Below are 22,136 nucleotides of genomic sequence, written 5' to 3'. Positions count from 1 at the left end.
GGGTGAAATCGCGACGACGCATGGGATGGCTCTCCAAGGGGTATGAACCAGCGTTTGGGGCCTGGCCGGGCGCGGGAAGTTCCCGCGCGCCCGGCCCGGGTCAGCGCTGCACGCGCACCAGGGCCGACTCGACGCCGTTGACCTGCAGCTGCTCGATCGTCAGGTCGGCCAGGGCCTTCTGGGCGAAGGGGCCCACGCGCACCCGGTACAGGGTGCGGCCGGCGTTCTCGCGCTCGTCCACCGTGGCGGCGATGCCCAGCATGGCCAGGCGCGCGCGCTGGGCCTCGGCCTCGGGCGCGTTGCGGAAGGCGCCGGCCTGCACGAAGTAGGTATAGGGGTCGGCGCCGGGCGCGGGGGCTTCGGCGGGCGCCGCACCGGGCTTGGCCGGCGCGGCCGCCGGGGCCTGCTGCTCCGTGCGCGAGCGGGCCAGGTCGCCCAGCGGGTCGGCCGAGGGCGCGGTGGCGCCGGCGGGCGGCAAGGTGCCGGCGGTGCCCGGCGCGGTGATGGCGCCTTCGCTGCCGGGCGCGGGGGTCGCCGGGGCGGGCATGCCGCCGACGGACCGGTTGGGGTTCCAGCCCTTGTTGCGCTCGGCTTCCTTGGCGTCGTCCTCGGCACTGCGCGACAGGCCGCGGTCGACGAAGGGCACGGGCACGCGGGTCACGTAGACCGCCACGGCCAGCGCCGCGGCCAGGCCGACCAGCAGGCCGACGATGAAGCCCACCAACGTGCCGCCCAGGCTGCTGCGGGACGACTGGGTGGAGGAGGATTTTTTGCTCATGGTGGCTCTTACATCTTCTGCGGCGCGCTCACGCCCAGCACGGCCAGGCCATTGTGCAGCACCTGCCGGGTGGCGGCGACGAGCGCGAGGCGAGCGCGCTTGACCGCTTCATCATCGACCAGGATGCGTTCGGCGTCGTAGTAACTGTGGTAACTCGCGGCAAGCTCGCGCAGGTAGAAGGTGACGTCGTGCGGCGCGAAGTCGCGCGCGGCGGCGCCGAGCATCTCGGGGTACTTGGCGATCTGGCGCATCAGGGCCTGCGCGGCCTGGGTGTCCAGCGGCGACAGGTCGGCACCGGACAGCGTGGCGGCGTCGCCGCCCCAGCCCGCCAGCACCGAGCAGATGCGCGCGTGCGCGTACTGCACGTAGTAGACCGGGTTGTCGTTGTTCTGCTGCACGGCCAGGTCGACGTCGAAGGTGTATTCGGTGTCGGGCTTGCGGCTGAGCAGGAAAAAGCGCACCGCGTCCTTGCTGGTCCATTCGATGAGGTCGCGCAGCGTGACGTAGCTGCCCGCGCGCTTGCTGATCTTCACCTCCTGGCCGCCGCGCACCACGCGCACCATGGTGTGCAGCACGTAGTCGGGGTAGCCGGCGGGGATGCCCACGTCGGCCGCCTGCAGCCCGGCGCGCACGCGCGCGATGGTGCCGTGGTGGTCGGTACCCTGGATGTTGATGACCTTGCTGAAGCCGCGCTCCCACTTGGCGATGTGGTACGCCACGTCGGGCACGAAGTAGGTGTACGAGCCGTCGGACTTGCGCATCACGCGGTCCTTGTCGTCGCCGTAGTCGGTGCTGCGCAGCCACAGCGCGCCGTCCTGCTCGTAGGTCTTGCCGTTGGCGACCAGCCGGTTCACCGCGGCCTCGACGCGCCCGCTGGTGTACAGGCTGGACTCGAGGTAGTAGTGGTCGAACTTGACCGCGAAGGCCTGCAGGTCGAGGTCCTGCTCGTGGCGCAGGTAGGCGACGGCAAACTGGCGGATGCCGTCGAGGTCGTTCACGTCGCCGCTGGCGGTGAAGGCGCGGTCATCGGCCGTCACGGTCCGCTTCGCGAGAAAGTCGTTGGCGATGTCCTGGATGTAGTCGCCGTTGTAGGCCGACTCGGGCCAGCCGGCGTCGCCGGGCTTCACGCCCTGGGCGCGCAGCTGCGTGGACGTGGCCAGGGTGTTGATCTGCACGCCCGCGTCGTTGTAATAGAACTCGCGGTGCACGTCCCAGCCCTGGGTCTGGTACAGGTTGCAGATGGCGTCGCCCAGCGCGGCCTGGCGACCGTGGCCCACGTGCAGCGGGCCGGTGGGGTTGGCCGAGACGAACTCGACCATCAGGCGCTGGCCGTTGGCCGGCTGGCGGCCGAAACCCTCACCCGCCGACAGCACCTCGCGCACCACCTGCTGCTTGGCCTCGGGCTTCAAGCGGATGTTGATGAAGCCCGGGCCGGCGATCTCGATCGCCTCGACCCAGCGCTGATACACCGGCTGGGCCAGCAGGGCCGCGCGCAGCCGCTCGCCCACGGCGCGCGGGTTGAGCTTGAGCGGCTTGGCCAGCTGCATGGCCGCGGTGACGGCGAAATCGCCATGGGCCGCCACCTTGGGCGACTCGAAGGCGGCCTTCTCGCCCGCGCCGGGGCTGAGCGTGTCCAGCTCGTCGCGCAGGGCCGAGAGCAGGTCTTGTTGGATCTGGAGCATCGCGCGATTTTAGGTGGCGGCCCGGGCCGGGCCCGCGGGACCCGCCAGCGGGGCCAAGCGCTCGCGCGCGGCCGCCTTCACCGCGGCCGTGAGCCGCTGGGCCGACGGCGGTTCGTGCGTCCAGTGCTGCCAGTACAGGGCCACATCCACCGTGGCGCCGGGCAGCAGTTCGGTCAGGGCCGGGTGCTTGGGCAGGTGCTGCTCGGGCACCATGCCCCAGCCCATGCCCAGCTCGATGGCGGTTTCGAACGCCTCCACCGCGGGCACGTAGTGGCGCGGGTAGGCCGGCTGGCGCAGGCCGATGTGCTGCTCCAGGAAGGCGTCCTGCAGCGCGTCCTTGCGGTTGAAGATGACGGCCGGCTGGGCCAGCAGCCGGTGCGGCGAGACCGCACCGCGCGGCGTGCGGCAGCGCTGCACCACGGCGGGCGTGGCCACGCAGTGGTAGCGCATCACGCCCAGGGGTTCGGCCACGCATCCGCGCATGGCGTCGGCGCGGGTGGTCACGCAGCCCACCACGTCACCGCGCTTGAGGGCGTCGTGGGTGTGGTCCTGGTCGTCGATCACCACCTCCAGCAGCAGTCGCTGGCGCGCCAGCAGCGGCGCCACGGCGGGCAGGAACCAGCTCGACACCGAGTCGGCGTTGATCGCCACCGACAGGCTCTGCCAGCGCTCGCCCGCGCGCGCCTCGCCCCCCACCAGGCCGGCCAGCAGGTCGGCCTCCATCAGCCGCACCTGCTTCACGTGGCCCAGCAGGGCCTGGCCGGCCGGCGTGGCGCGCACGCGCTTGCCGCGCACCAGCAGCCGCTGGCCGAGCTGGTCTTCCAGCGACTTGATGCGCAGCGACACCGCGGCCAGCGTGAGCTGGAGCGCGCGCGCGGCCGGACCGAAGCCGCCGTGCTCCACCACGGCGGCCAGGGCTTCCAGTGGGCGGGGGTCGAGCATCTTTTAAGTCAAATTTGAGCGATTGGATTTCGAATCAACTGCATTAAACATCAGCCGGCTTTGCGGCACCATGCGCCCCGCTGTCACCCGAACCCGAGACATCCATGACCCTGAGCTTTCCCGTTTTCTCCGCCGGCATGGTGCTGAGCCTGTCGCTGATCATGGCCATCGGCCCGCAGAACGCGCACGTGCTGCGCATGGGCCTGCAGCGCCAGCACCTGTGGCTCACGGTGGCCTTGTGCGCCCTGTCCGACATGGCGCTCATTGCCCTGGGCGTGCTGGGCCTGGCCCAGCTCGGCGGCCTGTCGGACAAGCTGCAGGGCGCGCTGATCGGCGCGGGCGTGCTGTTCCTGGCGGTCTACGGCTGGCAGGCCTTCCAGCGCTTTCGCTCGCCGCTGGCGCGCACGCTGGAGGGCCAGCCGCTGGCGCCGCCGCCCACCACGCGCCGCCAGGCGGTGTTCTCGGCCCTGGCCTTTTCCTGGCTCAACCCACACGCCTGGCTGGACACCGCCGTGCTGATCGGCACCGCTTCGCTGGCCTACGGCCCGGCGAGCGAGGTCTTCGGCCTGGGCGCCGCCACGGGTTCGCTGATCTGGTTCACCGCCCTGGGCGCGGCCGCCTTCTGGGCCGGCCGCCGGCTCAACTCCCTGCACATCTGGCGCGTGCTGGATGGCCTGGTGGCGCTCATGATGTGGGGCACGGCCGCCTGGCTGCTGGCTTCGCTGTTCTGAGCACCATGCCATCGAAGAAACCCGTCACCGTCTTCGGCCCCGACTTCCCCTTCGCCTACGACGACTGGCTGGGCCATCCCGCGGGCCTGGGCGCGCTGCCGCGCGAGCGGCTGGGCAGCGAGGTGGCCATCGTCGGCGCCGGCATGGCCGGCCTGACGGCCGCGCACGAGCTGATGAAGCTGGGCCTCAAGCCCGTGGTGTACGAGGCCTCGCGCCTGGGCGGGCGCTTGCGCTCCCAGGCCTTCGAGGGCGGCCAGGGCGTGGTGGCCGAGCTCGGCGGCATGCGCTTCCCGCGCTCGGGCACGGCCTTCTTCCACTACGTGGACCAACTCGGCCTGGCCACCAAGCCCTTCCCCAACCCGCTCACGCCGGCCGCCGGCTGCACGGTGATCGACCTCGAAGGCCGCACGCACCGCGCGCGCCGCCTGGCCGACCTGCCACCGCTGTTCACCGAGGTGGCCCGGGCCTGGGCCGACGCGCTGGAAGAAGGCGCCGGCTTCACCGGCCTGCAGGACGCCCTGCGCGAGCGCGACGTGCCGCGCCTGAAGGCCCAGTGGGACGCCCTGGTGCCGCGCTGGGACGACCGCACCTTCTACGACTTCGTCGCCCAGTCCGGCGCCTTCCAGCGCCTGTCCTTCCACCACCGCGAGGTCTTCGGCCAGGTGGGCTTCGGCACCGGCGGCTGGGACTCGGACTTCCCCAACTCCATGCTGGAGATCCTGCGCGTGGTGCTCACCGGTTGCGACGAGAACCAGCACCTGGTGGTGGGCGGCGTGCAGCAGGTGCCGCAGGGCCTGTGGCAGCGCGCGCCAGCAGCCCGCGAACTGCGGCACTGGGGGGCCGGCACCTCGCTCGCCCAGCTGCATGGCGGCGCGCCGCGCCCGGGCGTGGCGGCCATCGCGCGCGCGCCGCACGGACAGATCGCCGTCACCGACGTGCTCGGCAATACGCGCCGCTACCCGGCCGTGCTGGTCACCTGCCAGAGCTGGCTGCTCACCACGCAGATCGCGGTGGAGGAGTCGCTGTTCTCGCACAAGCTCTGGATGGCGCTGGACCGCACGCGCTACATGCAATCGTCCAAAACCTTCGTCATGGTGGACCGGCCATTCTGGAACGACCTGCGCGCCGATGGCTGGCCGGTGATGGGCATGACGCTCACCGACCGGCTCACGCGCGGCACCTACCTGTTCGACAACGGCCCCGACAAGCCCGGCGTGATCTGCCTGAGCTACGCCTGGATGAGCGACGCGCTCAAGATGCTGCCGCACCCGACCGCCCGGCGCGTGCAGCTGGCGCTGTCGGCGCTGAAGCAGATCTACCCCGACGTGGACATCGCCAGTCACGTGATCGGCGACCCGATCAGCGTCTCCTGGGAGGCCGACCCCTACTTCCTGGGCGCCTTCAAAGGCGCGCTGCCGGGCCACTACCGCTACAACCACCGCATGGTTGGCCACTTCATGCAGGAGGCCCTGCCCGAGGCCGAGCGCGGCCTCTTCCTGGCCGGCGACGACGTGTCCTTCACGCCGGCCTGGGTGGAGGGCGCCGTGCAGACCGCGCTGAACGCGGTGGCGGGCATGGTGCGCCACCTGGGCGGCGCCAGCCACGCCGACAACCCCGGGCCCTGCGAGGCCTGGCCGGGCATCGGGCCGGTGGCGCTGGGGGACTGAGGCGATGGGGCCGCTGCGCCTGGCGCTCTGGCAGACGCCGCACCCCCGCGACAGCGGCGAAGCGCTCCAGCGGCTCGACGCCACCGCGCGCGAGGCCGCCGCCCAGGGCGCGCACTGGCTCATCACGCCCGAGATGTTCCTCACCGGCTACCTGATCGATCCCGCGCGCCTGTCCGCGCTCGCCGAGCCGGCCGACGGCCCGCTGCTGCGGGCGGTGCGCGACCTGGCGCGGCGCCATGGCCTGGGCATCGTCACCGGCTGGCCCGAGGCGAGCGGCGCGGCCCGGCCCTTCAACAGCGCCGCTGCGATCGACGGCACCGGCGCGCTGCTCGCGGTGCACCGCAAGATCCACCTGTTCGGCGACGGCGACGCCCTGCGCTTCACGCCCGGCGGCGCTCCGCCCGCGGGGTTCGACTGGCGCGGCTGGCGCCTGGGCCTGCTGATCTGCTTCGACGTGGAGCACGACGAACCGCTGCGCCAGCTCGCCGCCGCGGGCGCGCACGCGGCGCTGGTGCCCACGGCCAACATGGTCGGCTACGACGCGGTGCAGCAAACCCGCCTGCCCGAGGCGGCCCGGCGCTTCGGCCTGGCGATCGCGTACGCGAACGCCTGCGGGCGGGAAGATGAGACGCGCTACAACGGGTGGTCGTGCGTGTGCACGGGCTCGGGGGAACGCCTGGGCAGGGCCGGACGCGGCGAAGCCCTGCTGCCCGCCGCGCTCAGCGCCCCGTCCAGTACTCCCCCCGCCCGTACTCGTGCTTGAGGTAGTCGATCCACAGCCGCACGCGCAGCGCCAGGTGCTTGCGCTGCGGGAACAGCGCGTAAATGCCGTTGGGCGGCGCGGCGAAGTCGTCGAGCACGCGCACCAGGCGGCCCGCCGCCACGTCGGCCTCCACCTCCCAGGTGCTGCGCCAGGCGATGCCCTGGCCCGCCAGGCACCACTCGTGCAGCACCTGGCCGTCGCTGCAGTCCATGGGGCCGCCGGGGCGCAGGTAGTGGATCTCGCGCCCGTCCCCGCCGCCCTCGGCCGGCTGTGAGAAGGCCCAGCCGCGCGTCTGCGAGGCGTCGCTGGACAGGGTGAGGCAGTCGTGCCGCGCCAGGTCGGCCGGCGTGTCGGGCGTGCCGCGCCGCTGCAGGTAGGCCGGCGCGGCCACGCAGAGGCGGCGGTTGTCGGCCAGGCGCACGCTCACCAGCGACGAGTCCGGCAGATCGCCCACGCGCACCGCACAGTCGTAGCCTTCGCCGGCCACGTCCACCACACGGTCGGACAGGTTGAGCGAGACCGTCACCTCCGGGTGCAGATCGCGAAAGCGCGGCACCAGCGGCGCCACGTGGCGCCGGCCGAAGCCCGCCGGCGCGGTGATGCGCAGGTGCCCGCTGGCCTTCACGCCGCCCGCGCTCACGCTCGCCTCGGCGTTCGACAGGTCGGTCAGGAGGCGCTGGCAGTCCTCCAGGAAGGCGCTGCCTTCGTGCGTGAGCGAGATGCGCCGCGTGGTGCGCACCAGCAGCTTCACGCCCAGGCGCGATTCGAGCGCATCGAGCCGGCGGCCAATGATGGCCGGCGCCACCGACTCGGCGCGCGCCGCCGCCGTGAGGCTGCCGCGCGTGGCCACTGAAACGAAGGTTTCGAGCTGCTTGAGCTTGTCCACGGCCCTCAGCCCTTTGCTGTGGTGCGCGACAGGCGCTCCGCGCTCGCCGCGTCGTAGCCCAGGGCGCGCAGCACCTCGGCGCTGTCGGCGCCCAGGCGCGGCGGGCTGCGCACCGGCAGGCGCTGCTCGCCCAGCGTGAAGGGCAGCGGCACGGTCTGCACGGTCTGGCCGGCGCGCTCGCCGTCCGGCAGGGTGATGGGCGCCAGGCCGCCGGTGGCCCGCAGGTGCGGGTCGTCCAGCAGCTCGTGCGGCTTGGCGATGGGCGCGAAGGGCAGGCCGTGGCGCTCGAACAGCTCGGCCAGTTCGGCCGCCGGGCGCTCGGCCACGCGCGCGCGCAGCTCGGGGATGAGCCAGTCGCGCGAGCGGACGCGGTCGTTGTTGGTCCGCAGCCGAGCGTCGTCCCGCCAGTCGGCCCAGCCCATGGCGCTGCAGAAGATGGCCCACTGGGTGTCGCTCACCACCGCCAGGAAGATCTGATCGCCCCCGGCCGCGGTGAACACGTCGTAGATGCCCCAGGGCGAGATGCGCTGCGGCATGGGGTTGGCGGGCGCGCCCGTCACCGCGTACTGCAGCATGTGCTGGGCCACCAGGAAGATGTTGTTCTCGAACAGCGCGCTCTGCACGGCCTGGCCGCGCCCGCTGCGCTCGCGCTCGCGCAGCGCGGCCAGCACGCCGATGGCGCCGAATATGCCGCCCATGATGTCGTTGACACTGCTGCCCGCGCGCAGCGGGTCGCCGGGCCGCCCGGTCATGTAGGCCAGGCCGCCCATCATCTGCACCACCTCGTCGAGCGCGGTGCGGTGGTCGTAGGGCCCGGGCAGGAAGCCCTTGTGGCTGACGTGGATCAGGCGCGGGAAGCGCGCCCTCAGGCTCTCATGGTCCAGACCCAGCTTGCGCATGGTCTCGGGCTTGAAGTTCTCCACCAGCACGTCGGCCGTGGCCACCAGGCGCAGCGCGGCCTCGCGGCCCTCCTCGGTCTGCAGGTCCAGCACCAGGCTCTTCTTGTTGCGGTTGAACAGCGGGAAGAAACCGGCGCCCGAGCCCAGCAGGCGGCGCGTGTTGTCGCCCCCCGGCGGCTCCACCTTGATCACCTCCGCGCCCAGGTCGGCCAGCACCATGCCGCACATGGGGCCCATCACCATGTGCGAGAACTCGGCGACACGGATGCCGGCGAGCGGCAGGGGTGGGGTGGCGGGGGTATCGAGGGTATCGGGGGTGTCGGGGCTCAATCGGGTCTCCTGGGCAAACAGGCGCAGATTACACACAAAAAAGTCATGGATCCATCGCGCGCGAGCGTCTCAATGCACGCCGATGTTTGCAATACAGTGCCTTCCCATGGCCAAACCCCGCGCCGTGCTCTTCGACGCCTACGGCACGCTGTTCGACGTGTACAGCGTGGGCCTGCGCGCGGAGCAGCTGTTCCCCGGCCGGGGGGCGCGCCTGGCCGTGCTGTGGCGCGAACGCCAGCTGGACTACTCGCGCCTGGTCACCATGAGCGGCGACCCGGCCCACTACCGGCCCTTCTGGGAGCTGACCGAGCGCGCGCTGCGCTACGCCATCCAGGCCCTGGTGCCGCAGGCCGCCGAGCGCTGGGACGACTACGCCGAGGCGGCGGCCAGCCTGATGAACCAGTACCGCCACCTCTCGTCCTTCCCCGAGAACCGCGAGGTGCTGCAGGCCCTGCGCGCGCAGGGCGTGACCACGGGCATCCTGTCCAATGGCGACCCGGAGATGCTGGGCATCGCCCTGCGCAGCGCCGGGCTCGACGGCCTGCTCGACCACGTCATCAGCGCCGACGCGGCGCGCGCCTACAAGGTCTCGCCCACCCTCTACGCCCTGGGCGAGCAGGCCACCGGCCTGCCGCGCGGGCAGATCGTCTTCGTGAGCAGCAACGCCTGGGACGCGCTGGGCGCCACCTGGTTCGGCTACCAGACCCTCTGGGTGAACCGCGCCAACCTGCCCTTCGAACAGCTCGACACCCAGCCCACCGCGACCGGCACCCACCTGCGCGCGGTGCTCGACTTCTTCTGACACCCGCCCTTTCGCTTTTTTCTTCCGGAGCCCTTGCATGACCCCACGCACCCAGATCCACAGCCTGCAGGTCGACACCGCGCTGTACCAGTTCATCAACGAGGAGGTGCTGCCCGGCACCGGCACCGAACCCGCCGCCTTCTGGCAGGGCTTCGACACCCTGGTGCGCGGCCTGGCGCCCAAGAACGCCGCCCTGCTGGCCGAACGCGACCGCCTGCAGGCCGAGCTGGACACCTGGCACAGCGCCAACCCCGGCCCGGTGCGCGACATGGCGGCCTACCGCAAATTCCTCGAAACCATCGGCTACCTCGTGCCCGACCCCGGCAAGGTGAAGGCGAGCACCAAGAACGTGGACGACGAGCTGGCCGTGCAGGCCGGCCCCCAGCTGGTGGTGCCCATCCTGAACGCGCGCTACGCGCTCAACGCCGCCAACGCGCGCTGGGGCTCGCTGTACGACGCGCTCTACGGCACCGACGTGATCGCCGAGGACGGCGGCTGCGAGAAGGGCACGCGCTACAACCCCAAGCGCGGCGCCAAGGTCATCGAATGGGCGCGCCACGTGCTGGACCGCACCTGCCCGCTGAAGAAGGGCTCACACGTGGGCTCCACGGGCTACCGCGTGAAGGACGGTGAGCTGGTGGTCTCGCTGGCCGGCGGCGGCACCAGCAAGCTCGCCGATCCGAAGCAGTTCGTGGGTTACCAGGGCGACGCCAAGAAGCCGTCGGCGGTCCTGCTGGTGCACAACGGCCTGCACCTGGAAATCCAGGTCCGCCCCGACAGCGCCATCGGCAAGACCGACCCCGCGGGCGTGAGCGACCTGGTGGTCGAGGCCGCGCTGTCCACCATCCTCGACCTGGAAGACTCCGTGGCCGCCGTGGACGCCGAGGACAAACTGCTGGCCTATCGCAACTGGCTGGGCATCCTCAAGGGCACGCTGACCGAAACCTTCGACAAGGGCGGCCAGACGCTGACCCGCGGCCTCAACGGCGACCGCGAGTACACGGCGCCCAAGGGCAAGAAGGCGGTGCGCCTGCACGGCCGCTCGCTGCTCTTCGTGCGCAACGTGGGCCACCTCATGACCAACCCCGCCATCCTGTGGGGCCCCGAGGGCAAGGAGATCCCCGAGGGCATCATGGACGCGGTGATCACCACCGCCATCGCGGTGCACGACCTGAAGAAGGACAAGAAGCACCCGCTGCGCAACTCGCGCAAGGGCTCGGTCTACATCGTCAAGCCCAAGATGCACGGCCCGCGCGAAGTGGCCTTCGCCGACGAACTGTTCGGTCGCGTCGAGCAGCTGCTGGGCCTGGCGGCCAGCACGGTCAAGCTGGGCATCATGGACGAGGAGCGCCGCACCTCGGTCAACCTGAAGGCCTGCATCGCCGCCGCGCCCAGCCGCGTGGCCTTTATCAACACCGGCTTCCTCGACCGCACCGGCGACGAAATGCACACCGCCATGCTGGCCGGTCCCATGGTGCGCAAGGGCGACATGAAGGCCAGCGCCTGGATCCAGGCCTATGAGCGCAACAACGTGCTGGTGGGCCTGGCCTGCGGCCTGCGCGGCAAGGCGCAAATCGGCAAGGGCATGTGGGCCATGCCCGACCTCATGAAGGCCATGCTGGAGCAGAAGATCGCCCACCCCAAGGCCGGCGCCAACACCGCCTGGGTGCCCAGCCCCACCGGCGCCACGCTGCACGCCATGCACTACCACCAGGTGCTGGTGAGCGAGGTGCAGAAGGACCTCGAAAAGATCGACGCCGACAAAGAGCGCGACACCCTGCTCACCGGCCTGCTCACCGTGCCCGTGAGCGCCAACCCGAACTGGAGCGCGGCCGAGAAGCAGCAGGAGCTGGACAACAACGCGCAGGGCATCCTGGGCTACGTGGTGCGCTGGGTCGACCAGGGCGTGGGCTGCTCCAAGGTGCCCGACATCAACGACGTGGGCCTGATGGAAGACCGCGCCACGCTGCGCATCAGCAGCCAGCACATCGCCAACTGGCTGCACCACGGCGTGGTCACCGAAAAGCAGGTGCGCGAGACCTTCGAGCGCATGGCCGCCAAGGTGGACAAGCAGAACGCGGGCGACAAGCTCTACCAGCCCATGGCCGGCCGCGCCAAGACCAGCAAGGCCTACCAGGCCGCGCTCGACCTGGTGTTCAAAGGCAAGGAGCAGCCCAGCGGCTACACCGAGCCGCTGCTGCATGCCTGGCGCCTGAAGGTGAAGGCCGCGGCCTGACGGCGGGCACCGCCAGAAGGCGAGAAGGGCGCCGTTGGGGCGCCCTTCTCTTTGGCGGCCCTTGGTGGCCGCACATCAACCGCTTAAATCGTTTTCGCGAGTTCGAACATCACCGCCGTGCCCAGGGACTCGCGGATGTTGCCCCGGCCGACCTTGGCCATGGAGAACTCGCCGAAGCCCGACATGTCGAACGAGGTGTCGTCCGAGGAAATCTCGACGAAGGGCATGTCCATGGCCTCGCGCAGCAGCCCGCGGCGGAACTGCTCGAAGGCCGGGCCCTTGAGCGAGGAGTCGATGACCACGATGCCCGGCATGCGGTGCGCCGCCACCTCGCGGGCCTGGTCGAGGTCGACCACGCTGTCGGCGTTCACGCCGATCTCGCGCAGCGCCTCGCGCACGTCGGCGCGGATCTGCAGCGACGGCGACACCACCAGGGCGTAGATGTTCTGCAGCGTCTTGAAGGCCGAGGACGGGTCTTCGCTGATGTCGATGGCCGACATTCCGTCGATGGCCTGCACCGTGCGCTGAAACATCGCGACGGCGGTGATGCCCTCGGGCGTCACCCGCCGCTGCAGCTCGATGCCGCCGACGGAGGCGGCGATCTGGCGCACCAGCGCCCAGTCGATGTTGTCGAGTTCGGGCGTGCGCGACGAAGGCGACTCCTCGCCATGCACGCGCACCTGCAGCCGCGCGTGCGGCGGCCAGTCGTTCACGTCCACGCGCACGTCGATGCGGCGGCCCAGCGGCAGGGCCCAGTCGACCAGGGCGTTGAAGAAGGCGTGGGTGACGGTGGGGTCGATCAGCACCTCCACCGGCCTGAGCTTGCGCCGCATGTCCACGCCGATCAGCGCGAACTCCTTGCGGCGCTCCTGCAGGCAGGCCTCGGCCAGCTCGGCCAGGTCGAGCCGCTCGTGCGACTGGCGGATGTGCCCCGCGTGGAAGCGCTGCAGCTGCTGCATCACCACCGTGAGCCGCTTGATTCGCTCCAGCGGCACGTTCAGCGCCCACTGCTCCTGCTTGTCGAGGCGGCCCTGCGCCTGGAGCCGGTCGACGCCGCTTTGCAGCGCCTGCAGCGCGTCGCTGATCTGCCCCGCTGCGGAACCGAGCAAGGCCCCGCACTGCTGGGCCAGGGACCAGGGCTCGTCGCCCTGCTGCTGGCCCGCAGTGCCCGCCGCCTCGGGCTGGTTTTTCTTCGGAGTGGCCATGGTTTGTTTCAACACGTCGGTGATCCGCTGGAAGGTGGGACGGGGGCTCCGGGAGCGCCCAGGAAGCCCTCGCATCGGGCCATGTACGAAATTTGCACCATGTTGAAGGGGGTGTACTCCCCCGTGTAGTCGAAAAGCTCGCTTTTCCGTGGAAAGCGGCACGCCGGGCGCCCCCGCGTCGGGGCCATGGGCCGTTTGCCACAATAGCCCTCATGCAGAATCCCGCCCCTTTCCCCGCCGCCCGGCCGCGCCGCCTGCGCCGCGACCCCTTCACGCGCGAGCTGGTGCGCGAGCACCGCCTGCACCCGTCCGACCTGATCTACCCCGTGTTCGTGCTCGACGGCGCGAACCGGCGCGAGGCCGTGGCCTCCATGCCGGGCGTCGAGCGCCTGAGCCTGGACCTGCTGCTGCCCGTGGCCGAGGACTGCGTGAAGCTGGGCATCCCGGCGATGGCGCTGTTCCCGGTGATCGACCCGGCGCTGAAAACGCCCGACGGCCAGGAGGCCACCAACCCCGACGGCCTGGTGCCACGCGTGGTGCGCGCGCTCAAACAGCGCTTTCCCGAACTCGGCGTGATGACCGACGTGGCCCTGGACCCGTACACCAGCCATGGCCAGGACGGCGTGCTCGACGAGGCGAACTACATCATCAACGACGAGACCGTGGCCATCCTGGTGCGCCAGGCGCTGACGCAGGCGGCCGCGGGCGTGGACATCGTGGCGCCCAGCGACATGATGGACGGGCGCATCGGCGCCATCCGCCAGGCGCTGGAGGCCGACGGCCGCATCCACACGCGCATCATGGCCTACAGCGCCAAGTACGCCAGCGCCTTCTACGGTCCGTTCCGCGACGCCGTGGGCTCGGCCACCAACCTGGGCAAGGCCGACAAGAAGGTCTACCAGATGGACCCGGGCAACAGCGACGAGGCCCTGCGCGAGGTGGCGATGGACATCGCCGAGGGCGCCGACATGGTGATGGTCAAGCCCGGCATGCCCTACCTGGACATCGTGCGCCGCGTGAAGGACGGGTTCGCCATGCCGACCTTCGTCTACCAGGTGAGCGGCGAGTACGCCATGCTCAAGGCCGCCGCGCAGAACGGCTGGCTGGACCACGACGCCGTGATGATGGAAAGCCTGCTCGCCTTCAAGCGCGCCGGCGCCGACGGCGTGCTGACCTACTTCGCGCGCGACGCCGCGCGGCTGCTGCGCGGCTGAGGCGGACCGGGCGATGCGGGTCTTTCACGTGCAGCCCGGGTCGGTGAGCGAAACCGCCGGGCTGCCCATGCTGCTGCCCGCGCGCGGCTTCCTCTGGGTGGCCTGCGGCCGACGCGAATTCGAGCTGGAGCACGGCCACGTGCAGGCCGCGCTGCAGGTGATGTGCGGCACCACGCTGGTGGACCTGCACGTGAGCGACCTGCTCAACAACCAGCTGCCCTCGCACTACGACTACACCTCGCAGTACGACATCCTGGTGTTCCGCCGCCTGGCCGCGGGACAGGCCGAGACCGACATGTCGCAGCCCGGCGCGGTGCTCACCGAACCCGTCAAGCGCAGCGGCCCGCCGGTGCTGCGGCGCATCGACACCAGCCCCGTGGGCTTCGCGGTGTTCGACCGCGTGCTGGTGACCGTGCACCCCGCCGGCTGCGGCGTGCTCGACCAGTACTCGGCGCGCCTGCTGGCCAGCGCCGGCGTGGCGCCGCGCGCCGCCGGCGCCGGCCTGCCCACCAGCCCGGCCGACCTGATGCTGCGCATCGTCAACCAGATGGTGGACGGCTACCTGGACCTGCGGCGCGAACTCACGCGCCAGCTCGACCACTGGCAGTCCGAGCTGCTGCAGCCCAAGACGCGCTTCACCAACTGGAATTCGCTGCTGGACGCGCGCATCTCGCTGCACAACCTCGACGAAATCTGCGAGGACCAGCGCAGCGCCATCCAGGACTGGATCGAGGCGCTGGAAGACTGGGAGCCCCTGGACGCCATCGGCGGGCAGCGTGGGCTGGAGCTGCTGAAGGTGCGCAGCCGCGACGTGCTGGAGCACATCGAGCGCGTGGTGCACCACGTGCGCCGGCTGGAGCAGAACGCCGAGACCGCCGTGCAGATGCACTTCTCGGCGCAGAGCAACCGCACCAACGACATCATGCGCACGCTCACCGCGCTGACCGCCGTGTTCCTGCCGCTGAACCTCATCGCCGGCATCTTCGGCATGAACTTCGAGTTCATCCCGTTCGTGCACGAGCGCACGGGCTTCTGGTGGGCCATGGGCTCGATGGCCTTCGTGGCCGTGGCGCTCAGCGTCTATTTCTGGCGCAAGCGCTACCTGCGCTCCTCGGGCCGCTGAGGTTCAGACGTAGGGCTCGGCCAGGCCTTCGTTGGCCATCACGCGCCGCAGCGCCGGGCGCTCCAGCACGCGCCGCAGGTAAGGCCCCAGGTGCGGCCGCTCGCGCGCGGGGCGCACCGGCGAATCGGGCGAGAAGTGCCGCGTCCAGCGGCACAGGGTGAAGGCGTAGGCGTCCAGCAGCGAATGGGCCTCGCCCAGGAACCAGGGGCCGCCGTGGCGCGCCAGCTCGGCGTCGAGCCGGTCGAGCAGCACGCCCACGCGGCGCTTGGCCACGGCCTTCACCTCGGCCTCGCTGGCACCGCCCGCCTCGTTCACCCAGCGGTGCGGGTAGAAGTAGACGATGAGCGTGGCCTGCAGGGTGTTGGTGAGCCACATGAGCCACTTGTAGGCGTGCGCGCGCTCGCGCGTGCCCAGGGCGGGCATCAGCTTCGCCTCGGGGTGCGTGTCGGCGAGGTGCAGGCCGATGGCGGCCGTTTCATAAAGCACCAAGTCGCCGTCCTCCAGCACGGGGATCAGGCCATTGGGGTTGAGCGCGCGGTAGGCGGGCGAATCGAGCGCACCGTGTTCGCGGTCGATGAGCAGGCGCTCGTAGGGCACGCCGAGCTCTTCGAGCAGGATGTGCGGCACCATGGCCGCGGTGCTGGGGTAGAAGTGCAGTCGGATCATCGGGGGCTTGGTTCGGTGAGGCCAAACAGCGCGGCGCCATTGTCCCAGGCGATCTTCTTCGCCACCTCGGGCGGCAGCGTGCCGAGCCAGGCGCGGTAGCCCTGCATCAGGCCGTCGTACTGCAGCCAGCGTTGGTTGACCCAGGTGTCCGAGCCGATGAGGAAGCGGTCGGGGTACTTGAGCAGCAGCGCGCGCCACTCGGGGCAGAGCGTGCCCTCGCCGCAGGTGAGGCCGGGGCGGTAGGACAGCTCACCGTGCAGCCGCGGAAAGCGCGCGAAGAGCGCGTCCACGCGCGCCACGGACGATCCGCCAATGCCCGTGTGCGCCCAGATCAGGCGCGTCTGGCGGCCCTTGGAGGGCGTGTGGCCCATGAGTTTTTCCACCGCCACGTCGTCCACGTGGGCGAGGATGGCCAAGTCCTTCTGATCGGCCAGGGCCATCAGCTGCCTGGCCACCGGGCCATCGGCGTTGGCGCTGTCGTACAGGTGGAATTCGCCCAGGCCGCGGTAGGGGCCGGCAGGCGTGCCGCGCGCGAGCTCGGCGTTCACCATGTCCACGATGCTCGGGTCGCGGAACCAGTTGTTGTAGTCGGCGCGGTCTCGGTAGAGCCGCACGAAGGGCACCACGGCCACGCCAGCGGCCCGCGCGTGCTCGCCCGCCTGGGCCAGGGCGCGCGTGCCGTCGTTGGGGCGCGAATTGGCCAGGATGGCGCGCACCCCGTTGCGCTGCAGGCGGTCCAGCACATCGACCAGGGGGTGCGGGCACTCGGTCGCGGGCGCGGCGGCGTGCCCGCAGGCCTCGACGTTGTAGTGCAGGTGGGCGTCGAACAGGGGGCCGCGGTACTGCGCGGCGGCGCTGCCGACCACCCCCGCCAGCACAAGCCCCAGCCAGCGGCGCCGCGGAACCGGCTGGGCCGAGCCGCGGGTGCCGCCCCCTCGAGGGGCGACGCGCGACGCGCGGCGGGGCTGCGCCATGTCAGCCCAGGTGCTGGGCGAAGAAGGCCAGCGTGCGCTCGCGCGCCAGCGTGGCGGCCGCTTCGTTGTACGAGCCACGCTGGTCGCAGTTGAAGCCGTGGTTGGCGTGGTAGACGTGTACGGTGGCGCCGGGCTGGGCCTTCTTGAAGGCCTCCACGGTGTCGAGCGGGATCCAGTGGTCCTGGTCGCCGAAGTGCGCCATCACGGGCACCTGGGGCTTTCGCGCGGCCTCCTCGGGCGTGGTCATGCCGCCGCCGTAATAGGGCGCCGCCGCGCTCAGGCCCTTGAGCGTGCAGGCCGCGCGCCACGTCAGCAGGCCGCCCCAGCAGTAGCCCACGATGCCGACCTTGCCGGCCTGCGCGGCGTGGTCGATCGCGGCCTGGATGTCCGGCATCACGCCGGGCGCGGGCAGCGCCTCCACGGCGGCCTTCAGGCCCATGCCCTCCTTCATGTCGGCCTCGGTGTAGCCGATCTCCAGATCGCCCTTGCCGATGCGCGAGAAGGTGCTGGGCGCCACGGCGAAGTAGCCCGCCGCGGCGTAGCGGTCGGCCACCGAGCGGATGTGCGAGTTGACGCCGAAGATTTCCTGCAGCACCACGACACCGCCCTTGGCCGGGCCGGCGGGGCGGGCGATGTAGGCGGGAAAGGCATGGCCGTCGGCGGCCTTGAGGGTGATGGTTTCGCTCATGCGCTGGCTCCTTGTGGGTGTGGAATGGACCGATGATCAGGCCTGCAGGCGGCGTTCGACGAAGTCGAGCCGGTCCTGGCCCCAGTAGACCTCACCATCGATGACGTAGGCCGGCGCGCCGAAGACACCCGCGTCGATGGCGGCCTGGGTGTGGGCGTCGGCCAGGGCCCGGCCTTCTTCGGCCTGCGATTGTGCGAGCCGCGCGGCGTCCAGGCCAGATTCGTGCAGCAGAACGGCCAGGGTGTCGGCGTCGGCGATGTCGCGCTCCTGCACCCACACGGCCGCGAGCACCGCGCCCGCCAGCCGCAGCGCGGCCTCGGTGCCGTCGCGCTCGGCCACCACGCTGATCAGCCGGCACGAGGCGTCGCCCGACACCGGGAAATGCTTCGGGTGCAGGTTGAGCGGCAGCCCGAGCCACTCGCTCCAGCGGCGCAGTTCCACCAGGCGGTAGGCCTGGCGCTGCGGCGCGCGCTTGCCCAGCGGCAAGCCACCCGACAGCGGAAAGATCTTGCCCAGGTCCATGGGCCGCACGCGCACCTCGGCGCCGGCGGCGCTGGCCAGGCGCACGAAGCGTTCGTGTCCCAGGTAGGCCCAGGGGCTCATGGTGGCGAAGTAGTAGTCGACCGTGCGACGCATGCCGTCTCCGTTTGGCTGTTGTAATGGACCTCGTTCGAGGACGAAGCTGTCCTTGTACGGCAAGCGCAATGGCTGTTGCAGGAGATCGGGAATGGGCGACAAGGTATTGCTGGTCACGGGCGGTTCGCGCGGCATCGGCGCGGCCACCTGCCGGCTGGCCGCGAAAGCGGGTTGGGCCGTGGCGGTGAACTATGCGGCGAACCCGCTCGCGGCCGACGAGGTGGTGCGCGCCATCCGCGCCGACGGCGGGCGCGCCATGGCCGTGCAGGCCGACGTGGCGGACGAGGCCCAGGTGCTGCGCCTGTTCGAGCAGGTCGACACCCAACTCGGCCGCCTCGGCGGCCTGGTGAACAACGCCGGCGTGGTGGACCGGCGCGCGCGCCTCGACGACATGGACATGGTGCGCTGGCGGCGCATGTTCGACATCAACGTCATCGGCAGCCTGCTCTGCGCCCGCGAGGCCGTGCGCCGCATGAGCCCCCGGCACGGCGGCTCGGGCGGCGCCATCGTCAACCTGTCCAGCGCGGCCGCGCGCCTGGGCTCGCCGGGTGAGTACGTGGACTACGCGGCGTCCAAAGGCGCCATCGACAGCTTCACCGTGGGCCTGGCCAAGGAGGTCGCGGCCGAGAACATCCGCGTCAACGCGGTGCGCCCGGGCCTGATCGACACCGACATCCACGCCAGCGGCGGCCGGCCCGACCGCCTGCGCGAGCTCGCCCCGCAGGTGCCCATGCAGCGCGGCGGCCAGGTCGACGAGGTGGCCAGCCTGATCGTCTGGCTGCTGTCCGACGCCGCGAGCTACACCACCATGAGCCTGATCGACGTGTCCGGAGCCCGGTAATGGACGACCCCCACGCTCCGCCGTTGCACGGGTCGCCGCCCCCCGAGGGGGCGCGTTCGGCCTTGGGGCGGCCCGGCGGCCGAACCCCCATCAAGCTGTACTGGGAAGACCTGAGCGTCGGCGAGACGCGCGACCTGGGCAGCCTCTCGCCCACGGCCGAGGAGATCGTGGCCTTCGCCAGCCAGTGGGACCCGCAGCCCTTCCACCTGGACCCCGAGGCCGCCAAAGACTCGGTCTTCGGCGCCCTGTGCGCCAGCGGCTGGCACACCTGCGCCATGGCCATGCGGCTCATGGTCACCAACTTCCTGCACGAGACCTCCAGCCTGGGCTCGCCGGGCCTGGACAGCCTGAAGTGGCTCAAGCCGGTGTTCCCCGGCGACACGCTCACGCTCAAGCACACCATCACCGAGAAACGCGTGATGGGCAAGCGCCCCGACGTGGGCCTGGTGCGCACCGTCTGGGAAATGGTCAACCAGCACGGCGAGCCGGTGCTGCGCATGGAGGGCTACGGCATGTTCCGGCTGAGGCACCCTGCCCAAACGGCCTGAAGGCGGCCACAATGCGGCGCGTTCATCCGCCGCCGCCATGGACTTCAAACCCCTCATCACCCTGCTGGCCATCGTCAACCCGCTGGCCATCGTGCCGTTCTTCATCCACTACACGCAGGGCTTCAGCCGCCAGCAGCGCCAGCGCACGGTGATGATCTCGGCCTTCAGCGCCTTCGCCGTGATCGCCACCTGCGCGCTGGTGGGCCTGCAGATCCTGGCGTTCTTCTCGATCTCGCTGGCCAGCTTCCAGGTCGGCGGCGGCATGCTGCTGCTGACCTCGGCGCTGTCCATGCTGAGCGCGCGCCCGGCCGAGGCCAAGACCACCGACCAGGACCTCAGCGCCGACTCCCCGCGCACCAGCATCGCCGTGGTGCCACTGACCATTCCGCTGCTCACCGGTCCGGCCACCATGTCCACCGTGGTGATCTACGCCGACCAGGCCAAGACCTTCTTCCAGCACGCCATGCTGGTGGGCTACGGCGTGGTCATCGCCCTGGCCACGGCGGTCTGCTTCGCGCTGGCCGAGCCCATCGCGCGCGGCCTGGGCCAGACCGGCATCAACGTGATGACACGCCTGATGGGCCTGATCCTCGCGGCCCTGTCGGTGGAGGTGATGGCGGCGGGGCTGGTGAAGCTGTTTCCCGCGCTGGGGGGCTAGCCCAGCGCGAGGGATTGGCGGCTCACTTCAGCTTCTGCGTCTCCGCGCGGAACTCCGCCAGCACCGCGCGCGCGTTCTTGAGGCCACGCGCCTCGGCCGCCGCCACCCACTTGTCTTCCAGCTGGGCCTGCTTGGCCTTCACGTCGTTGACGAAGGCCTCGTTGGCCATCTGGCGCTGCACGCCGGTGGTCTTCTGGATGTCGCGGGAGGCGGCGTCGGTGCGGTCCCAGCCGGCGGCGAACAGGCGCGCGGCGTATTCCCCCGAGACCTTGGTGATCGCCGCCTTCTCTTCCGGCTTGAGCGAATCGAACTTGGCCTGGTTCATCATGAACACGAAGCTGGTGTTGTAGAGCCCGCCCGGGAAGGTGGTGGCGTACCTCACCATGCCCAGGCGCATGGACTGCAGCGACTCGTCGGGGAAGAAGGTGCCGTCCATCACGCCGGTGGACAGCAGCTCGAAGGAATCGGTGGCGGGCTTGAGCGTGGTGTTCCAGCCCATGAGCTTGGACAGCTCATTGATGTTGCCTCCGCCGATGCGGAACTTGAGCTTGGCGGCCTCGGCCGCGCTGGTCACGGGCTGCTTGACCGTGAAGATGATGCCCGGGCCGTGCGTGAACACCGCCAGGGTCTTCACGCCACGGTGCTCGCCCAGCGGGGCGAAGTACTTGTCGTAGATGCGCTGGTAGGCCACGCTGGTGGCGGTGGAGGTGTCGCCGAGGAAGGGGAACTCGGCCACCTGCGTGAAGATGAAGCGGCCGGGCGTGTAGCCGTCCACCGTGTACGACACGTCGGCCAGGCCGTCGCGCACCGCGTCGAAGGTGCCGGGCGGCGCGGACACGGCCTTGGGCAGCAGGTGGCACTTCACGCTGCCCTTGGTCTCCTTCTCCACCGCCTCGCACCACTGGTTCTGCGCCATGGTGGCGCCGTGCGCGGGCGGCAGCCAGGTGGAGACGTTGAGCACGGTCTGCGCGAGCGCGCCGCCGCTGGCGGCGAACAGGGCGGCGGCGGCGAACGGGGCGAGGCGGAAGGTCTGGCGGGTCATGTGTCTGTCTCCGTGGTGTCGGCTCAGGCCAGGGCGGCCGGTTGGGTGGGGGAAGGGGTCTGCTGCGCCTGCTGCTCGGCGCGCACGCGCGCCTCGAGCAGGCGGCGGAACTGGATCAGCGCGGCGTCCATGGCCAAGGGCAGCATGGACAGCGTGGGGTTGTGCTGGATGTTGCGGTGCTGCGCGGTGATCATGTCGCGGTCCTCGTTGAAGGCGCCGATCAGGCTGTCGTAGATGCTCTGCGTGACGGCCTGATCGCCTTCGCCCGTGGGGTGGGACTGCTGGAAGAAGTAGTGCGTGGTGGTGGCCGTCTCGGGCGTGAGCGTCTGGCAGGAATGCAGGCGCACCGAGGGGCCGGTCGCATCGGGCGCGCTGCCCGTGGGGCGCCCGCCCGAGTGCATCAGCAAGGTGCCGGGCAGCAGGAATTCGTAGACGAACCAGCGGTCCAGGTTCGTGTCGAAGCGGCGAAAGCGCTGGTAGAAGGGCGGTGCCGGCACGTCGTTCACCAGGCGCGAGACCTTGATGCCCAGCTGCGGCCAATCGGCGTTCGGGCCGGGCACGGGCTCGATGCTGGGGCGCGCCTGGGCGATGCGCGTGGAGCCGCCGAGCGACTTCTCATGCACGTAGCTCAGGTGCGAGAAGTCGAGCAGGTTGTCGCAGATCAGCAGGTAAGGCGTGTCGTAGTGCAGGTAGCCGGGTTGGTTCTGCCAGTCGGGCGAGTCGCAGCTGAAGTTGTCGGGCAGCAGCGCGTCCTCGGCCAGCGCGGGGTCGCCCATCCACACGAAGACCCACTTGTTGCGCAGCACCAGCGGGTAGCGCTTGACC

General features: G+C 70.8%; 22 protein-coding genes. 10 read left to right on the top strand and 12 right to left on the bottom strand.

Features of this window, described 5'->3' with window-relative positions:
- Positions 1-100: 100 nt before the first annotated feature.
- The 3 genes from BGO22_RS04010 to BGO22_RS04000 are packed head-to-tail and all read right to left on the bottom strand — an operon-like array spanning position 101 to position 3,402.
- Positions 101-778, bottom strand: coding sequence for an SPOR domain-containing protein (locus tag BGO22_RS04010; protein ID WP_286849149.1), 678 nt, complete (start codon positions 776-778; stop codon positions 101-103).
- A gap of 8 nt (positions 779-786) precedes the next feature.
- Positions 787-2,460 carry an arginine--tRNA ligase gene (argS, locus tag BGO22_RS04005; protein WP_286849146.1) on the bottom strand — a complete coding sequence of 558 codons (1,674 nt, stop codon included), beginning with the start codon at positions 2,458-2,460 and terminating at the stop codon, positions 787-789.
- Positions 2,461-2,469: 9 nt separating this feature from the next.
- The gene (locus tag BGO22_RS04000) at positions 2,470-3,402 is read right to left on the bottom strand and encodes an HTH-type transcriptional regulator ArgP (RefSeq protein ID WP_070400281.1); all 933 of its coding nucleotides are present in this window, start codon (positions 3,400-3,402) and stop codon (positions 2,470-2,472) included.
- Positions 3,403-3,506: 104 nt separating this feature from the next.
- Here BGO22_RS04000 and BGO22_RS03995 point away from each other — a divergent pair, with 104 nt between their 5' ends.
- Genes BGO22_RS03995 through BGO22_RS03985 form a run of 3 tightly spaced genes read left to right on the top strand, consistent with a single transcriptional unit; the run spans position 3,507 to position 6,563 of the window.
- Positions 3,507-4,133 (top strand): LysE/ArgO family amino acid transporter, encoded by a 627-nt coding sequence (locus BGO22_RS03995; protein ID WP_070400280.1) that lies wholly within the window; start codon positions 3,507-3,509, stop codon positions 4,131-4,133.
- A gap of 5 nt (positions 4,134-4,138) precedes the next feature.
- On the top strand, positions 4,139-5,800 hold the full coding sequence (locus BGO22_RS03990; protein ID WP_286849141.1) for a flavin monoamine oxidase family protein: 1,662 nt from the start codon (positions 4,139-4,141) through the stop codon (positions 5,798-5,800).
- A gap of 4 nt (positions 5,801-5,804) precedes the next feature.
- A complete protein-coding gene (locus BGO22_RS03985; RefSeq protein WP_070400278.1) occupies positions 5,805-6,563 on the top strand; it encodes a nitrilase-related carbon-nitrogen hydrolase in 759 nt (252 codons plus the stop codon).
- Here BGO22_RS03985 and BGO22_RS03980 read toward each other — a convergent pair.
- Positions 6,520-7,449: a LysR family transcriptional regulator gene (locus BGO22_RS03980; protein WP_070400277.1), complete on the bottom strand. Its 930-nt coding sequence runs from the start codon at positions 7,447-7,449 to the stop codon at positions 6,520-6,522. The two genes, BGO22_RS03985 and BGO22_RS03980, sit on opposite strands and share 44 nt — an antisense overlap.
- Positions 7,450-7,454: 5 nt before the next feature.
- Positions 7,455-8,678 carry a CaiB/BaiF CoA transferase family protein gene (locus tag BGO22_RS03975; protein WP_286849137.1) on the bottom strand — a complete coding sequence of 408 codons (1,224 nt, stop codon included), beginning with the start codon at positions 8,676-8,678 and terminating at the stop codon, positions 7,455-7,457.
- A gap of 106 nt (positions 8,679-8,784) precedes the next feature.
- On the opposite strand from BGO22_RS03975, the gene BGO22_RS03970 reads away from it, so the two are divergent.
- Positions 8,785-9,480 carry a haloacid dehalogenase type II gene (locus BGO22_RS03970; protein WP_070400276.1) on the top strand — a complete coding sequence of 232 codons (696 nt, stop codon included), beginning with the start codon at positions 8,785-8,787 and terminating at the stop codon, positions 9,478-9,480.
- Between the two features lie 37 nt (positions 9,481-9,517).
- Positions 9,518-11,716: a malate synthase G gene (locus tag BGO22_RS03965; protein WP_070400275.1), complete on the top strand. Its 2,199-nt coding sequence runs from the start codon at positions 9,518-9,520 to the stop codon at positions 11,714-11,716.
- 83 nt (positions 11,717-11,799) lie between these two features.
- On the opposite strand, the gene BGO22_RS03960 is transcribed toward BGO22_RS03965, so the two are convergent.
- Positions 11,800-12,921 carry a sensor histidine kinase family protein gene (locus BGO22_RS03960; RefSeq protein WP_286849133.1) on the bottom strand — a complete coding sequence of 374 codons (1,122 nt, stop codon included), beginning with the start codon at positions 12,919-12,921 and terminating at the stop codon, positions 11,800-11,802.
- Between the two features lie 212 nt (positions 12,922-13,133).
- Between BGO22_RS03960 and hemB the strand changes: the two genes are divergently transcribed.
- Both hemB and BGO22_RS03950 read left to right on the top strand, forming a co-directional pair.
- A complete protein-coding gene (gene hemB / locus BGO22_RS03955; protein ID WP_070400273.1) occupies positions 13,134-14,135 on the top strand; it encodes a porphobilinogen synthase in 1,002 nt (333 codons plus the stop codon).
- 13 nt (positions 14,136-14,148) lie between these two features.
- Positions 14,149-15,258 carry a magnesium transporter CorA family protein gene (locus BGO22_RS03950; RefSeq protein WP_070400272.1) on the top strand — a complete coding sequence of 370 codons (1,110 nt, stop codon included), beginning with the start codon at positions 14,149-14,151 and terminating at the stop codon, positions 15,256-15,258.
- A 3-nt stretch (positions 15,259-15,261) separates the two neighbouring features.
- On the opposite strand, the gene BGO22_RS03945 is transcribed toward BGO22_RS03950, so the two are convergent.
- From BGO22_RS03945 to BGO22_RS03930, 4 genes are read right to left on the bottom strand one after another with little or no spacing between them, the layout of a single operon-like run.
- A complete protein-coding gene (locus tag BGO22_RS03945) occupies positions 15,262-15,924 on the bottom strand; it encodes a glutathione S-transferase family protein (protein WP_070400271.1) in 663 nt (220 codons plus the stop codon).
- Positions 15,921-16,898: an amidohydrolase family protein gene (locus tag BGO22_RS03940; protein WP_286849126.1), complete on the bottom strand. Its 978-nt coding sequence runs from the start codon at positions 16,896-16,898 to the stop codon at positions 15,921-15,923. The genes BGO22_RS03945 and BGO22_RS03940 overlap by 4 nt, the downstream gene beginning before the upstream one ends.
- Position 16,899: 1 nt before the next feature.
- A complete protein-coding gene (locus tag BGO22_RS03935) occupies positions 16,900-17,586 on the bottom strand; it encodes a dienelactone hydrolase family protein (RefSeq protein WP_070400270.1) in 687 nt (228 codons plus the stop codon).
- Positions 17,587-17,622: 36 nt separating this feature from the next.
- A complete protein-coding gene (locus tag BGO22_RS03930) occupies positions 17,623-18,222 on the bottom strand; it encodes a 2-hydroxychromene-2-carboxylate isomerase (protein ID WP_070400269.1) in 600 nt (199 codons plus the stop codon).
- Positions 18,223-18,313: 91 nt separating this feature from the next.
- Between BGO22_RS03930 and BGO22_RS03925 the strand changes: the two genes are divergently transcribed.
- The 3 genes from BGO22_RS03925 to BGO22_RS03915 are packed head-to-tail and all read left to right on the top strand — an operon-like array spanning position 18,314 to position 20,269.
- Positions 18,314-19,063 (top strand): SDR family oxidoreductase, encoded by a 750-nt coding sequence (locus BGO22_RS03925; protein ID WP_070400268.1) that lies wholly within the window; start codon positions 18,314-18,316, stop codon positions 19,061-19,063.
- Positions 19,063-19,611 (top strand): MaoC family dehydratase, encoded by a 549-nt coding sequence (locus BGO22_RS03920; protein ID WP_239478233.1) that lies wholly within the window; start codon positions 19,063-19,065, stop codon positions 19,609-19,611. Before BGO22_RS03925 ends, BGO22_RS03920 begins: the two co-directional genes overlap by 1 nt.
- A 37-nt stretch (positions 19,612-19,648) precedes the next feature.
- Positions 19,649-20,269: a MarC family protein gene (locus tag BGO22_RS03915; RefSeq protein WP_286849121.1), complete on the top strand. Its 621-nt coding sequence runs from the start codon at positions 19,649-19,651 to the stop codon at positions 20,267-20,269.
- 22 nt (positions 20,270-20,291) lie between these two features.
- Here the strand turns inward: BGO22_RS03915 and BGO22_RS03910 are convergent, their stop codons facing one another.
- Positions 20,292-21,311: a TRAP transporter substrate-binding protein gene (locus tag BGO22_RS03910; protein WP_070400265.1), complete on the bottom strand. Its 1,020-nt coding sequence runs from the start codon at positions 21,309-21,311 to the stop codon at positions 20,292-20,294.
- Between the two features lie 23 nt (positions 21,312-21,334).
- Positions 21,335-22,136: aromatic ring-hydroxylating oxygenase subunit alpha (locus BGO22_RS03905; RefSeq protein ID WP_286849118.1), on the bottom strand; the 802-nt coding region annotated here is incomplete at its 5' end.

The organism is Hydrogenophaga sp. 70-12 (genome assembly GCF_001897365.1).
GTDB lineage: Bacteria > Pseudomonadota > Gammaproteobacteria > Burkholderiales > Burkholderiaceae_C > Hydrogenophaga > Hydrogenophaga borbori.
The sequence above is the reverse complement of the archived record's forward strand: the minus strand, read 5'-3'. Positions and strand labels throughout refer to the sequence as shown.